General features: G+C 71.2%; 9 protein-coding genes. 4 read left to right on the top strand and 5 right to left on the bottom strand.

Translation table 11 applies throughout. The annotated features are described in order from the left end of the window. Positions 1-149: 149 nt before the first annotated feature. From AB5J50_RS35975 to AB5J50_RS35965, 3 genes are all read right to left on the bottom strand, one after another. Positions 150-1,595 carry an aldehyde dehydrogenase family protein gene (locus AB5J50_RS35975; protein ID WP_369262675.1) on the bottom strand — a complete coding sequence of 482 codons (1,446 nt, stop codon included), beginning with the start codon at positions 1,593-1,595 and terminating at the stop codon, positions 150-152. Positions 1,596-2,018: 423 nt separating this feature from the next. Continuing rightward, positions 2,019-3,686: a PucR family transcriptional regulator gene (locus AB5J50_RS35970; protein WP_369262674.1), complete on the bottom strand. Its 1,668-nt coding sequence runs from the start codon at positions 3,684-3,686 to the stop codon at positions 2,019-2,021. A 152-nt stretch (positions 3,687-3,838) separates the two neighbouring features. Then, the gene (locus AB5J50_RS35965) at positions 3,839-6,010 is read right to left on the bottom strand and encodes an ATP-binding protein (RefSeq protein ID WP_369262673.1); all 2,172 of its coding nucleotides are present in this window, start codon (positions 6,008-6,010) and stop codon (positions 3,839-3,841) included. Positions 6,011-6,314: 304 nt separating this feature from the next. Here AB5J50_RS35965 and gabT point away from each other — a divergent pair, with 304 nt between their 5' ends. The 4 genes from gabT to AB5J50_RS35945 all read left to right on the top strand — a co-directional run bounded on the left by gabT (position 6,315) and on the right by AB5J50_RS35945 (position 12,517). Next, the gene (gene gabT, locus AB5J50_RS35960) at positions 6,315-7,649 is read left to right on the top strand and encodes a 4-aminobutyrate--2-oxoglutarate transaminase (protein WP_369262672.1); all 1,335 of its coding nucleotides are present in this window, start codon (positions 6,315-6,317) and stop codon (positions 7,647-7,649) included. 200 nt (positions 7,650-7,849) lie between these two features. Next, a complete protein-coding gene (locus AB5J50_RS35955) occupies positions 7,850-8,650 on the top strand; it encodes a phosphatase PAP2 family protein (protein ID WP_369262670.1) in 801 nt (266 codons plus the stop codon). A gap of 39 nt (positions 8,651-8,689) precedes the next feature. Beyond that, positions 8,690-11,218 carry an McrB family protein gene (locus AB5J50_RS35950; protein WP_369262668.1) on the top strand — a complete coding sequence of 843 codons (2,529 nt, stop codon included), beginning with the start codon at positions 8,690-8,692 and terminating at the stop codon, positions 11,216-11,218. Between the two features lie 24 nt (positions 11,219-11,242). Next, positions 11,243-12,517, top strand: a complete 1,275-nt coding sequence (locus AB5J50_RS35945) for an McrC family protein (RefSeq protein WP_369262666.1) — start codon at positions 11,243-11,245, stop codon at positions 12,515-12,517. A 4-nt stretch (positions 12,518-12,521) separates the two neighbouring features. Here AB5J50_RS35945 and AB5J50_RS35940 read toward each other — a convergent pair whose 3' ends face one another. Continuing rightward, positions 12,522-14,339: a chitinase gene (locus tag AB5J50_RS35940; protein ID WP_369262664.1), complete on the bottom strand. Its 1,818-nt coding sequence runs from the start codon at positions 14,337-14,339 to the stop codon at positions 12,522-12,524. A 110-nt stretch (positions 14,340-14,449) separates the two neighbouring features. Then, entirely contained in the window at positions 14,450-14,902 is a 453-nt protein-coding gene (locus AB5J50_RS35935) for a hypothetical protein (protein ID WP_369262662.1), read from the bottom strand. Positions 14,903-15,000 lie beyond the last annotated feature (98 nt).

Raw genomic sequence — 15,000 nt, 5'->3', positions numbered from 1 at the left:
CATCGGTGCCGGGCCCCTTCAGGGAGACCTTAGCTGAAAACGATTGTCACAAGCCATAGCGCCTTTTCGGACAGACTCGAAGACTCGAACAAGCCGACGGCCGGAGCCCCCGCACAGTGGGCTCCGGCCGTCGGTCTGTGGGAGTGGGGTCAGAGGGCGAGGCCCGTGAGCACCAGCACCCGCTCGTAGGTGTAGTCGTCCATCGCGAACTTCACGCCCTCGCGACCGACGCCGGACTGCTTCACACCGCCGTACGGCATCTGGTCGGCGCGGTAGGAGGGCACGTCGCCGACCACGACGCCGCCGACCTCGAGCGCGCGGTGGGCGCGGAAGGCGACCTGGAGGTCGTGGGTGAACACGCCCGCCTGGAGGCCGTACTTGGAGGAGTTGACGGCGGCGAAGGCCTCGGCCTCGCCGTCCACCTTCTGCACGGTGAGGACGGGCCCGAAGACCTCCTCGCAGGAGACGGTGACGTCGGCCGGCACGTCGGCGAGGACGGTCGGCGCGTAGGAGGCACCGTCCCGCTTGCCGCCGGCGAGCAGCGCGGCACCGGCCTGGACGGCCTCGTCGACCCACGACTCGACGCGCTTGGCGGCGTCCTCGCTGACCAGCGGGCCGACGTCCGTCGTGGCGTCGGACGGGTCACCGGTGACCTGGGCCTCGACGGCGGCGACGATACGGGGCAGCAGGCGCTCGTAGACGGAGGCGTCGGCGATCACGCGCTGCACGGAGATGCAGGACTGGCCGCCCTGGTAGTTGGAGAAGGTCGCGATGCGCGTCGAGGCCCAGTCCAGGTCCTCGTCGCTCGCGAAGTCGGCGAGCACGACGGCCGCGCCGTTGCCGCCCAGCTCCAGGGTGCAGTGCTTGCGCGGCACCGAGTCCATGATCGCGTAACCGACCTTCTCGGACCCGGTGAAGGAGATGACGGGCAGCCGCTCGTCCTGCACCAGGGCGGGCATCCGCTCGTTGGCGACGGGCAGGATGCTCCACGAACCGGCGGGCAGCTCGGTCTCGGCGAGCAGGTCGCCGATGATGAGGCCGGACAGCGGGGTCGCGGGCGCGGGCTTCAGGATGATCGGCGCACCGGCGGCGATGGCCGGGGCGATCTTGTGGGCGCAGAGGTTCAGCGGGAAGTTGAACGGCGCGATGCCCAGGACGACACCCTTCGGGAACCGCCGGGTGAGGGCGAGCCGCCCCTGGCCGCCGAGGTCGGTGTCGAGGCGCTGCGCCTCGCCGCCGTTGAACCGGCGGGCTTCCTCCGCGGCGAACCGGAACACGGACACCGCACGGCCGACCTCGCCGCGGGCCCACTTGATCGGCTTGCCGTTCTCGGCGGAGATGAGCTGCGCGATCTCTTCGGTGCGCTCGGCCAGGCGCTTGCTCACGTGGTCGAGGGCGGCGGCGCGGACATGGGCCGGGGTGGCGGCGAACTCGTCCCGTACGGCGTACGCGGCGGCCACGGCCTCCTCGACCTGCGCGTCGGTCGGCACGCTGACCTGGCCGACGAGGCGACCGTCCCACGGCGAGGTGACGTCGAACGTGGTCTCACCGGTGGCCTGGCGGCCGGCGAGCCAGAAAGCGTGGGTGGAAGTCATGTGCGAGTCCCGGCCCTTCCGCGTTGGGGGTGTTGTTCGTGGTTTTCCTGTTCAACGGTAGGCCCGCGGCGCCCGTGAGGCGTTTGTCCGAGTCGTAGCAGTCGGTACGGGGGGTACGCCGCTTTGGCACGGTAGCCCCGGTCTCTTCGCCCCCGCCGCCCCTACCCGTCCCATCCCTGGGGGCTGCGCCCCCGGACCCCCGCTTTTTAGGGGCGCGGGGAACTGCGCGAGCAACCCCCACCCACCCGCAGCCGACGAACCAGGGCGGGCGGGGGATGGCGGGGCGAAGCCCCGCTTCTTTAGGGGCGCGGGGAACTGCGCGACCAGCCCCCGCCCACCCGCAGCCGACGAACCCACCCACGGGGTCTGGGGCGGAGCCCCAGAAGGATGGGACGGGTAGGGGCGGCGGGGGCGAGGAAACCCCTACTCCCCCGCCGCGGAAGTAGCCTTCAGCGCCAGCCAGAGTTCCATCCGCACGTCCGGGTCATCCAGCGACCGCCCAAGGATCTCCTCGACCCTCCGCATCCGATACCGAAGCGTGTGCCGATGCACACCAAGATCGGCAGCGGCGGCATCCCACTGACCGTGCCGGGACAGCCACGCCCGCAACGAAGCCACCAGGTCCCCCCGCCCCGTCGCGTCATGCTCATGCAACGCCCGCAGCAACCCGTCAGCAAACGCCCGCACAGCGTCATCCGCCAGCAACGGCAACACAGACCCCGCGGCCAGCTCCTCATGCTCGACAAGGAACCGCCCCCGCCGCCGAGCCACGGACAACGCCTGCTCGGCCTGCTTGTAGGCCGCCGCCGCGGCGATCGGCCCGGCCGGCGCCGACAGCCCCACCACCAGCTCGTCCTCGTCCCCGGCGGGCTGCTCCCGCACGGCCGCCCGCGCGGCCTCCAGAGCCACCGCGTACTCCCCGCACGCGGAAACCGCCGCACCCCCGTCCACCGCGAGCACGACAAGCCGCTCCCCATCGGGCACGACCAGCACGGACTCACCGGCGCGCGCGGCGGCGGACTCGACGACCTCGGCGAGCCCGCCGAGCGGGTCACCGTTGATGTCGGGCACGGCGACGGCGGGACCGGAGGGTGCCGTCGCGGCCACGCGCGCGTGCCCGTCGGCATGCGCCCGCGCGGCCGACGCGGACGCCGACTCGGCGAGGATCAGCCGGAACGGAGCGTCCAGCAGTTCCCCGTACAGCTCCCCGGCGACGGTCCGGGCATGATCGGGCTCCCCGGCGAGCAGCATGCGCAGCACAGCCGCACCGATCCGCTGCTCGGCCGCGTGCAACGACCGCGACCGCTCCGTGGTGAGCGTCAGCAGGGCGATCGCCGAGTGCACGGCGTACCGCTCGGCGGTCCCCAGCGCGGCCGCCGTCCCCACGGCGAGCGCGGCGCGCGGCCGGCGCCCGGTGCCGAGGGAGTGCAGTTCCACCCGGTCTTCGCGGTCTTCGCCGCCCACGACGGAGCTGGCCGGCGCGGGCCGCTCCCGCAGCCGTTCCACATCCGGCGTGAGCCGTGCGGCCCGCCGCCCCGCCCAGTCGGGCGCGGTGGCGACGACGGCGCCGGACGCGTCGTACAGCGCCGCCCACCCGTCGACCTGCCCGGCGAGCGAGGCGAGCAGCCCTTCGGGCCCGTCGTTCAGCGCCTGCTTGGTGAGCTCGCGCTGCGCGGCGAACCCTGCGGTGACGGCCCGGTACTGATCCGCGGCGATGGCGGCCGAGACGGCCTTGCTGATGGCGATGAAGGGGGTGCGCCGCGGCACTTCCAGCAGGGGCAGCCCTTCCTCCTCCGCCGCGTCGACGAGCGCCTTCGGGATCTCGTCGTAGTTGACCCCGACAGCGAAGCCGAGCCCGACCACCCCCGCTGCCACCAGCCGCTTCACATAGCGGCGCATGACCTCGGGATCCTCCGCGTCCAGCTTGAGCGCGGTGATCAGCAGCAGCTCCCCGCCCTCCATGTAGGGCACGGGGTCGGCGAGCTCGCTGACGTGCGCCCAGCGGACGGGCACGTCCAGACGGTCCTCGCCCGCACGCACGGTCAGCTTGAGCGCGGAGTGGTGGACGAGCGAGGCGAGCGTGGGGGGCATGAGGCCTTCATGTCTGTGTGATCTTGGTGATCTTTTGGCCGCGACGTATGAACGACCTGTGTCGATTCTGCCTCACCGTACGGTCACCGGGTGACCTCATGCCCATACGTCCTGCTCAGCGCCGTACATCCGGCCCGTACGTCACGTCCCGCTCAGCCCCGCAGATCCACCAGCAACGGCGGCGCGTGCTCCCCCTTCACATTGGTCAGCGACAGCACCGCGTGCCCCGGCGGGACCCCGTGCGCCAGCTCGGACGCCGACCACCGCTCCCGCTCGACCTGCCGCACGGTGACGGCCCGGGCGGTCGGAGCCCGGCCGGTGATCACCCGTCGCAGCACGTGCAGCGCCTTGCCCGCCGGGGTCTCCGCGATGATCTGCCGGTCGGTGACGTCCCGCGCCTCGGTCCACTCCTTGCCCCAGACCTCGGCGAAGTCCTGCCCGTCCCAGGGGGTGAGCCCGGACAGCGCCATACGGCACCCGATGGAGCCGAGCAGCGGGCTGCGCAGCGGCCGGGGCGCGTCGTCGAGCGTACGGAGCGTCAGCACGGCCCCCGCGTTCCCGGAGCGCAGCCGCTGAATCCCCCGTACGGCCTCGGGTGTGACGACCCCCGTCGCGTCGTCGAGCACCAGACAGGCGAACAGCGACCGGTCCTCCCGCACGGCGACACTCGCCGTGAACTGCGCGAGCACCAGCCGGGCGAGGATCCGTGAGGCGTCGGCGTGCCCGCGCGCGGGCAGGTCGATCCGTACGCGCACCGGATGGTCGAGGGCGCGCAGCGAGAAAGGCCGCGACTGCCCGGAGGTGTCGAAGAATCCGGCGAACGCGGGCCGGTCGAGCAGGGCGACCCGGTCGGCCAGCACGCTGCCGACATCCCCGGGGTGCCCCAACTGCCGCTCCCGTGCGTCGAGTTCCCGTAGCAGCGACTCCTGCCCGGTGTCCTCCAGGGCCTTGCGCAGCGCGCCGAGCGGTCCGGGTGTGCCGTCGAGGAGCTGCCGCAGCTCGGGCACGGACGGGAAGCGGCCGTGGACGGCCTTGAAGGGCCCCAGCAGCTGGGCGAGCACGGTGGTCGACCGGCGGCTGTCGCCTCCGGGGTGCGGATCGGCGAGGTCTCCGACGAGCGCCTCGGCGAGCACGGCCGCGGCTTCGTCGGGGTCGGTGGTGCCGCCGTACAGGTCGAGGTCGTACACGGATTCGGGATTCCCGATCCGTACGACGACGTCGTACGCGTCGACGGGCCCGAGCCCGGCGCCCGCGGCACCCACCACGACGACGGCGGCCCGCCCGGCGAGCGCGTGCAGGCACAGCGACTCGGCGAGCGGCCAGACGACGCCGCCGGTCTTGCCGGAGCCGGGAGGCCCGACAGCGAGGAGCGAGGTTCCCAGGAGGTCGGGGCCGAGGGCGAGTCCGGTGCCGCGATAGGCGTACGGATTGCGCGGGTCGTCGGCGGTCGTCCCGAGCCGCACCTGTCCGGTGACGAGGTCGTGCCGCGCGAGCCGACCGGGCAGGTCCCGGTCCCCCGAGGGATGCACACAGGCGGCGGCCCCGTCCTTCAGGACGGCTCCGGTGAACGTGGCGAGACTGTGCCGCCCGCTCCGTACGCCCTGCCAGGCCCGCGCGATCCGGGCGTGGTCGACATCGCGCATCAGCCCGGCGCGGGCCTCGACGGCGAGCCGTTCGGCGGCGTCACCCGCACCGGCGGCGCGCAGCTCGTTCCACTGCGCGGGGTCGTCCTCGGGGGCGGGCGCGCGCTCGCTCACGGGCGCGGCCCGCTGCCAGGCCGGCAGCCCATAACGCCGCCACACTTCCCCCCAACGGCCCAACCGGCCGACCCCGATCATGATGACGAGGGCGATCAGCGTGTAGTAGCCGTACCAAAGGAACGCGTTCCCGACCTGGTCGCCGCTGTGCCGCCAGGAATCGGGCGTGAACAGCTCCAGCGGCAGCACCCACCAGCCGCCCAGATACCCGTTCCAGAGCAGCGACCAGATCAGCCACCCCACCAGGAAGGCGATGACCGCCCCGCTCAGCAGCTGCCGGGCCGGAATCTGCTCGGGCTCCTCCTCCGGCCGCGGCCGGTGCCCGAACCGCCACACCCCGAGCGCCGCCTCGGGCCGCGAAGCCCGCACCCACGCCAGAAAGGCAGACCCGTCCGGCAGCGGAGGCACTCCAGGTGCCCGCGCGGGCCGGGGCGGCGCGCCCGGCACCGTGGGCACACCCGGCGGCAGGGCCCTGTCCGACGGCCCCGGCACGTCCGGTGGCCCCGCCGGACGCGGCACAGGATTGGCATGCGTACCCCGAGCGTCCTGCGTCCCGTCGCTGTCCATCGCCCTTGCCCCCTGACCAGCCGCTCCGTGCGTCGTCCGTGGGCCAATCTAGTGCCCCCGCAGGGCGAGTTCACCGTTCACCGGGCCGGGCCTGCGGCGATACGCGACCGCCGGGCTCCCGCCGCTCTATGTCCACCACGGACAAGCGAATTCCGCGACGACTCCCACATGGAGCATGCCGACCCCCCGCCTCCGGCCCTAGCCTGCGAAGAAAGAAGGCAAGCGTCCGAAAACACCCCCGCCCGGAGCACCCCGTCCGCCGGGGCCGTCCGGGGCGCAGGATCAGATCATCAGGGAGCCCCTCATGACCGCACTTCCGCAGGAGCGCCGCGTCGTCACCGCCATCCCCGGCCCGAAGTCGCAGGAGCTGCAGGCCCGCCGTACCGCCGTGGTGGCGGCCGGTGTGGGCTCGGTGCTCCCCGTCTTCACCACGCGCGCCGGCGGCGGCATCATCGAGGACGTCGACGGCAACCGCCTGATCGACTTCGGCTCCGGCATCGCGGTGACGTCCGTCGGCGCCTCCGCCGAGGCCGTCGTACGCCGGGCGAGCGCCCAGCTCCAGGACTTCACCCACACCTGTTTCATGGTCACGCCGTACGAGGGTTACGTCGCCGTCGCCGAGGCGCTGGCCGAGCTCACGCCGGGTGACCACGCCAAGAAGTCGGCCCTGTTCAACTCGGGCGCCGAGGCCGTCGAGAACGCCGTCAAGATCGCCCGTGCGTACACCAAGCGCCAGGCCGTCGTCGTCTTCGACCACGGCTACCACGGCCGTACGAACCTGACGATGGCGCTGACCTCCAAGAACATGCCGTACAAGAACGGCTTCGGCCCGTTCGCGCCCGAGGTCTACCGCGTGCCGGTGGCGTACGGCTACCGCTGGCTGACCGGCCCGGAGAACGCCGGTGCCGAGGCGTCCGCCCAGGCCATCGACATGATCAACAAGCAGATCGGCGCGGACAACGTCGCCGCGATCATCATCGAGCCGCTGCTCGGTGAGGGCGGCTTCATCGAGCCCGCGAAGGGCTTCCTTCCGGCCATGAGCAAGTTCGCCAAGGACAACGGCATCGTCTTCGTCGCGGACGAGATCCAGTCCGGCTTCTGCCGCACCGGCCAGTGGTTCGCCTGCGAGGACGAGGGCATCGTCCCGGACCTGATCACCACCGCCAAGGGCATCGCGGGCGGTCTGCCGCTCGCCGCCGTCACCGGCCGCGCCGAGATCATGGACGCCGCGCACGCGGGCGGCCTGGGCGGCACCTACGGCGGCAACCCGGTGGCCTGCGCGGGTGCGCTCGGCGCCATCGAGACGATGAAGGAGCTCGACCTCAACGCCAAGGCGAAGAACATCGAGACGGTCATGAAGGCCCGCCTCGGTGCCATGGCCGAGAAGTTCGACATCATCGGCGACGTCCGCGGCCGTGGCGCGATGATCGCGATCGAGCTGGTCAAGGACCGCGACACCAAGGAGCCGAACGCCGAGGCCGCCGGCGCGCTCGCCAAGGCCTGCCACCAGGAGGGCCTGCTGGTCCTGACCTGTGGCACCTACGGCAACGTCCTCCGCTTCCTGCCCCCGCTGGTCATCGGCGAGGACCTCCTGAACGAGGGCCTCGACATCATCGAGCAGGCCTTCGCCCGCATCTGACGTCCCACCCTCCCCAGCACCGGAACCGGGCCCGCCGCTCACCGCGGATTCCGCTTGGTTCCGGTGGTGGGGCGGCCGTCGTCAGAGCGTGTGAAGAAGGTGTGCGAGGTGCATGACGGGACGCGTTTCCGCCTGTCGGAGCCCCACCCCCTGCCGTAGGTTCTACCCAGATGAGAGATACACCCCGCCCACAGGGGACTGTGGGTGACACCGGGTCGAGGCCTCCCCAGCTTCGCCCTGGTCGTGCCCTCGCGCACACACTCGGAGCTTCCGGCTCCGGATCTCCTCACCGATCGGACAGTCGCCCGCCCCAAACCCCCCGGGGCGCGCGGCATTCCGATCTGGACGGCCGCCTCGGAACTACCCCCCCTGTTCCGGGGCGGCCGACCTTCCTCCTTCTCGGCCTTCCGGCCCTCCTCTTCGCGCTGATCACCTGGCAGGTCGAGGCCCACGGCCCCCTCGCCCGCGCGGACGAACGCCTCAGCGGCTCGATCGTCCGTCCGAGCCGGTTCTACGAACTCCTCGCCGACCTCGGCAACATCACGGTCGCCGTCCCGGTCCTCGCCGTCGTCCTCGTATACGTCGCCGTCCGCGCCCACCGGGCAGGCACGGACCGCTGGTGGCTGCCGTCCACGGCCGCGGCGGTCCTGATGGCCGCCGTCCCGGCACTGATCGTGCCCCTCAAGGAACTCGTCGCCCGCCCCGGCCCCCCGGTCATGGGCCCGGGCACGGGCTTCTACCCCTCGGGCCACACCGCGACGGCAGCCGTGGCCTACGGCGCGGCGACCCTGCTCCTCCTCCCCTGGCTGCGCACGGGATACGCCCGCCGCGAGCTGACCATCACCTGCCTCCTCCTCAACGCCCTCGTGGCCTTCGGCCTGATCCGGCGCGGCTACCACTGGCCACTGGATGTGGTGGCGAGTTGGTGTCTGTCCGTGATCCTGCTTGGGCTGATGGTGCTGGTCGTGGCGCGCTACGGTCGAGGGGCAGCGGAGGGGTAGCCGGTCGCCGGCCGGCGAGCGCGGGGTGAGGGGTGCGCGATGGCGGACGGACGGGACCACGTGGTCGTCACCGCGGGCGAGCGGGAGCCGGTGGTCGTCACCTTGGACCAGCAGGACCAGGTCGTCGTCACATTCGAGCGCCGCGACTACGTACTCACTCCGTCCCCGGGCGAAGTGATCCTGCCCGCGCACGGCCGCATGATCCATCACGATCCGGCCTGCCTCCACCTCACGGATTCCCATGACCTGCCCCGGTTCCCCGATCCGGACCGGCTGCTGTGGCGTCGGCTGATCGACTCGGCGCCGTCCGACGACACGGCGGGACGGACCGGGTTCGCCCGGTCCATCGGCCTGCTGAACGGCGCCGGGAGCCCGCTCGTAGGTCCGTGCGGTTGCGTACTGCGTGCCGTCTCTCCCACCCAGGCAGCCGCACTGCGCCCCTGGCCCCTCGACGACGCCCTCGCAGCCTTCGACCGCGACCGGTACACGGCGACGCTGCGTGACATGGAGGCGGCCGCGGAGGCAGTCTGCCGCGACTTCCCCTGGGAGGACTGGCCCACCCTGCCCCTGGAGCGCTACGCCCTCGGCCAGGGGGACAGTTCGCAGACGAAGCCGTACTGCTATCTGCTGGAGTTCGGCAGCAACGCGCTCGGCAGCATCGCCGGCGGCTCCGCGATGAAGCACCTCATCTACCAGCGCAGCCAGGACGGTTCCTGGTGGCACGATCCGCGCTACGCGGACGAGGAAGAGGCCTGGCGGGCGGTGCGCGCCGGAATCGTCGCCGCGGTGGTCGCCGCACGCGAGGGCCGCATCGCGGACATCGACTCGATCGACGCGATCCGCTCGGGCCCCTCCCTCGTCGCCAAGACACTCCGGGTGTACGCCCCGGACTGCTCTCTCCCGGTCTACGGCACCGACCACGTGAGGCATTTCCTGCAACGGCTGACCGGACAGTCCGCGTCCGGACTGGAACGGTTCGCGTTGCGGGCCCGGCTCAAGGAGACCATCGACGAACGGTTCCCCGGCTGGCCGTACGACCTCGTCATGGAGTTCCTGTACTGGTGGGCCGACCCCAACCGGACGCAGCAGATCGTGAAGATCGCCCCCGGCGAGGGCGGCTCACTGTGGGAGGAGTGCCGGGCGGGCGGCTATATCGCGGTGGGCTGGGACGACGTACCGGACCTTCGCTCGTACGCGGACAAGGACGAGTTCCTGGACGGTTTCACCGCCGCGTACGCGGACGAGTACAACGGCTACAAGTCCAAGATCTCCGCGAAGGCCAACGAGGTCTGGAAGCTGCTGAGTCTGCGGCCCGGCGATCTGGTCGTCGCCAACCGCGGCACCAGCGAGATCCTCGGCGTCGGCCGGGTGACCGGGGAGGGATACGCCTGGCGGGAGGATCGCGCCACCTACCGGCACACGGTCGACGTGGAGTGGGACGAGAGCTACGCGGGCCGTCTGGAGGAGCCCGAGCGGTCCTGGGCCACCGTCACCGTCAAGGACGTACCCGCTCAGCTGTGGGCCAGGATCCGGCACGCCGGACGGACACCCGACGGCACCGACGACCCGGCGGAGGCGGCGATCGCCGTGGCCGCTCAGCCCCTCGACACCGAGCTGCGGCCGATCGCCGAAGCGCTGCAACGACGTGGCCAGGCCGTACTCTTCGGGCCGCCGGGCACCGGCAAGACGTACACGGCGCTGCGCTTCGCCACCCGCTGGCTCGGTGAACTGTCGGGCGAGCTCCCCGGCGTGGATCCGTACGCTGAGCCCGGCACGCCCGCCTTCGGGGCGACTCTCGCCGCGCTGACCGCGGCCGGACGGCTGACGACGGTGACCTTCCACCCCAGCTATGGGTACGAGGACTTCGTCGAGGGGTTCCGCCCGGTGAAGGGCGGCACCGGCGGTCTCGTACTGGACCGCACCGATGGCGTGTTCAAGCGGGTGTGCGCGGCGGCCGCCGCCGACCCCGGCCATCCGTATCTGGTTGTCGTGGACGAGCTGAACCGTGGCAATCTGCCCAAGATCTTCGGCGAGTTGATCACCCTGCTGGAGAAGGACAAGAGGGGGTATCCGGTCCTGCTGCCGCTCAGCCAGGAGCAGTTCAGCGTGCCGGACAACGTGTACCTCATCGGCACCATGAACACCGCCGACCGTTCCATCCGCATGCTCGACGCGGCGATCCGCCGCCGTTTCGCCTTCCTCGAACTGCTCCCCGACTCCGCTCCACTGCAGGGCTGTCACGTGGACCAGCTGCATCTCGCGGATCTGCTCGACTCGCTCAACCAGCGCATCCGCGCCCACCTCGATCGCGAGAAGCAGATCGGCCAGGCTTTCTTCCTGCCGAACGGCGCCCCGGTCGACTCGGCCGCCGCGCTCGCCGCGATCGTCCGCGGCGAGATCCTGCCCCTCCTCCAGGAGTACGCGTACGACGACTACTCGCTGCTCGCGGCCTTCCTCGGTGAGGACCTGATCGACCCCGAGACGCACACCCTGCGCGACATCAGCGACGAAGGACTGACGACCGCGCTCTACACCGAGCTTCAGATCAAGGGTGGGACGGCGCAGTAGAGCGGAGGGGAGTCGGGTGGATCCGTGATCACGCTGCGGGAGTACGAGACGCGCGTCGTCGAAGGGGTACGGCTGAGCACCGCCGACCGGTCACTCTGCGCGGGCGAACAGCTCGCCGCACGCCTTCAGGTGCGTGAACTCGCGGGCGGGCGGCTGGAGTTGACCGCCGGTCCCAGCGTCGGGGTGGTACGACTCGACGCCTGCGAGATCCGCGTGCTGCCCAAGTACGTGGGCGAGGAGCTCGACGTCCTGCGCATGCTGGAGTACGCGGCGGGCCGCGGCCTGCCCGCGCTCGACGCAGCACGCACGGTGCGGGGCGGAGCTCCTCACCTCAGGGACATGGTCGCGCTGTTGGTGACGGAGCAGTGCGAGCAGCTGCTCGCGCGCGGGGTGCGCCGTGACTATGTGACGGTCGAGGACGATCTACCGGCGGTCCGCGGGCGTCTGCTGGCTGATCGTCAAGTCCTCCGTCATTACGGGCGGTTGGACCGACTGGCCTGCCGCTACGACGAGCACGACACGGACATCGTCGACAACCGGCTGTGCGGCGCCGCCGTCGATCTGGCGGCACGCACCGCCCGCTCTCCCGCCGTGCGCGCCAGGGCACGGCGGGCGGCGGACCGGTTCGCCCAGGTCGCCCCGACCCGGCTCGGCGATCTGCGGACAGCGCTGGCCGGGCTCGACTACCACCGGCACAACAGCCACTACCGGGAGGCCCACCGCTGGGCGGCGCTGCTGTTGTCCGGCGGCGGCATCGCGGACCTGTTCTCCCCCGGCCCGCTCGCCTCCCGTGCGTTCCTCATCGACATGAACGTCCTGTTCGAGTCCTTCGCCACGCGGTTGCTGCGGGAGGCCGCGACTGGCACCGGGTTCACTGTTCGGGACCAATCGCGGCACCGTGGCGTACTGCGCGACGAGCTGACCGGGCGCCACTACAGCGAGGTGCGCCCAGATCTGCTGATCTCAGGAAGCCTCGACGGTGAGCCGCTGAGGCGTCCCGTGGACATCAAGTACAAGCTCTACGACAGCAGAAAGCTCGCGGCATCCGACCTGTACCAGGCCTTTCTCTACGCCCAGGCGCTGTCCCGCCAGCCCGGCGACTCCATGCCCACCTGCGTCCTGCTCCATCCCGGCGGGATGTCGGCGGCACGCGAGAGCGTTGCCGTACGCCGCTGGGACGGCACCACGTCAGCACGGGTGCGGTCGGTGTCCCTCGACCTGCCGTCGCTGCTCGGCGCCCTGGGCGGCGCCGAGCAGCCGATGGCGCTCGCAAGGGTGTTCAGAGCGGTGCTCGCCTGACGTCTCAGCCGAAGTACCCGTCGAAGTTCTTCTCGAACTCCCAGCTCCCGTACCGGTCCCAGTTGACCGACCACGTCATCAGGCCGCGCAGTCCCGGCCAGGTGCCGTGGGTGGCGTACGAGCCGCAGTTGGTCTTCTTGGTCAGGCAGTCCAGGGCCTTGTCGACCTCGGACGGTGATACGTAGCCGTTGCCCGCGTTCGTCGAGGCCGGCATGCCGATGGCTATCTGGTCGGGGCGCAGGGGCGGGAAGACGTTGTTCGCGTCGCCCGCCACCGGGAAGCCGGTCAGGAGCATGTCGGTCATGGCGATGTGGAAGTCGGCGCCTCCCATGGAGTGGTACTGGTTGTCGAGGCCCATGATCGAGCCGGAGTTGTAGTCCTGGACGTGCAGGAGGGTCAGGTCGTCGCGCAGGGCGTAGATGACCGGGAGGTACGCGCCCGCGCGCGGGTCCTGGCCGCCCCACTTGCCCGTGCCGTAGTACTGGTAGCCGAGCTGGACGAAGAAGGTCTCCGGGGCCATGGTCAGGACGAACTTCGAACCGTACTTGGCCTTCAGGGTCTTCAGTGCCGAGATGAGGTTGACGATCACCGGTGTGGTCGGGCTCTTGAAGTTGGTGTCGCTCGCGTCCAGGGAGAGCGAGTGGCCCTCGAAGTCGATGTCCAGGCCGTCCAGGCCGTAGGTGTCGATGATGTTCGAGACCGAGGAGACGAAGGTGTCTCGGGCGGCTGTCGTGGTGAGCTGCACCTGGCCGTTCTGGCCGCCGATGGAGATCAGGACCTTCTTGCCGGCCGCCTGCTTCGCCTTGATCGCCGCCTTGAAGTCGGCGTCGCTCTCGACGGTCGGGCACTCGGTGACCGGGCAGCGGGTGAAGCGGATGTCGCCCGAGGTGGTGGAGGTCGGTTCACCGAAGGCCAGGTCGATGACGTCCCAGCTGTCGGGCACGTCGGCCATGCGGGTGTAGCCGGCGCCGTTCGCGAAGCTCGCGTGGAGGTAGCCGACCAGGGCGTGAGTGGGGAGGCCGGTCGAACCGCCCGAGCCCGCTGACGTCGTCGCGGTCACCGTCGCCGACTTGGCGGACTCGCCCGCGTCGTTCGTCGCGGCGACCTGGAAGGAGTACGCCGTCGAGGGCGAGAGTCCGCTCACGGTCGCCGAAGTCCCGGTGGCTGTCTGGACTTTGACGCCGTCGCGGTAGATGGCGTAGCCCGTCGCGCCGGTCACCGCGGACCAGGAGAGGGCGACGCTGGAGGAGGTGACCGTGCCGGCCGTCAGGCCGGTGGGCGCGGCCGGGGGCTGGCCCGCGTCGACGCCGGGGCCGGTCAGGGAGAGGTCGTCGGCGTAGTAGGTGCCGGTGCCGTACCAGCCGTGCGTGTAGATCGTGACCTTGGTGGTGGACGCGCCGGTGCGGAAGGTGGTGGTGAGCTGCTGCCAGTCGGTCGCGGACTGGGTCCAGGTGGAGACGTCGGTGGTGCCGGTGCCACTCGCGCCTAGGTAGACATAGCTGCCCCGGACGTAGCCGGAGAGGGTGTACTGGGAGTCGGGTTTGACGGTCACCGTCTGGGAGCACTGCGCGTAGTCGCTGCCGGCCGGGGTCGCCTTCAGCGCGGAACTGCCGCTCCGTACAGGTGAATTGACGGTACTGGCCGCCGTACAGGTCCAGCTGTCCAGGCCCGACTCGAACCCGCCGTTCCTGGCGAGGTCCGCATCGGCCGCACGGGCGGCCGACGAGAGCGCGGCGAGGCCGGGTACGGCCAGAACGGTGGCCGTGCACACGGCGATGAGTCTGCGACGCAAGAACGGCCGGGCGTGTCCGGTGCGATCCACAACTGCCTCCGGGCATGGGGGAATGAGGAGGGTGGGGCGCGCCCAACTTGGTCCAGACCAATCCTGTTGTCAAGACCTGTGACAGGTGCCGGGGTCCTGCCCCGTCACGGTTATCGGTCCTCGTTCCCGGCGAGACCCGCCGCCGCCTCGTGCATGGCCAGTTCGAGCAGTGCCGGATCGGTGAGCGTGCCCGAGCCGTCGGGCGGGATCAGCCAGCGGACCCCGCCGGACGACCTTCCCGGGTACGGCACCACGATCCACGTACCGCTCCCCGCCGCACGCACCCCCGTACCGAGCCACCGGGCCGCGGTGCCCGCGGGCACGAAGAAGCCCATCCGGGCGTCCCCGAAGTCGACGAGCACGGGCCCGGGTTGGTCGATCACCCGGGTCAGCACGTCGAGCGTCGGATAGCCGAGTTCGCCCGGCAGGATGAGTACGTCCCAGGCCTTGCCCGCCGGCAGCAGCGCCACCCCGAGGGGATTGCGCTCCCACTCCCACCGGCAGGCCTCGGGATCCGGAGCTACGGATGCCAGCCACTCGACCGCCGTCTTAGCCCCTGTCATGGCGGAACCTCCCTCTCTCGTGTCGACGCTGGTCGCGCCACAGGGGAGAGGGAGGTTCGGGCCGGGCATTACGCGGGTTCGGCTACTTGTTGGTAGTG

Origin of the sequence: Streptomyces sp. R35 (assembly GCF_041053035.1) — a bacterium.
GTDB lineage: Bacteria > Actinomycetota > Actinomycetes > Streptomycetales > Streptomycetaceae > Streptomyces > Streptomyces lutosisoli.
Note: the sequence above shows the minus strand (reverse complement) of the source record. Positions and strands in the feature narration are given on the sequence as shown.

Coding starts and splice junctions, on each gene's coding strand:
- AB5J50_RS35975 (WP_369262675.1), bottom strand. CDS start 1,595: ATGACTTCCACCCACGCTTTCTGGCTCGCCGGCCGCCAGGCCACCGGT.
- AB5J50_RS35970 (WP_369262674.1), bottom strand. CDS start 3,686: ATGCCCCCCACGCTCGCCTCGCTCGTCCACCACTCCGCGCTCAAGCTG.
- AB5J50_RS35965 (WP_369262673.1), bottom strand. CDS start 6,010: ATGGACAGCGACGGGACGCAGGACGCTCGGGGTACGCATGCCAATCCT.
- gabT (WP_369262672.1), top strand. CDS start 6,315: ATGACCGCACTTCCGCAGGAGCGCCGCGTCGTCACCGCCATCCCCGGC.
- AB5J50_RS35950 (WP_369262668.1), top strand. CDS start 8,690: ATGGCGGACGGACGGGACCACGTGGTCGTCACCGCGGGCGAGCGGGAG.
- AB5J50_RS35935 (WP_369262662.1), bottom strand. CDS start 14,902: ATGACAGGGGCTAAGACGGCGGTCGAGTGGCTGGCATCCGTAGCTCCG.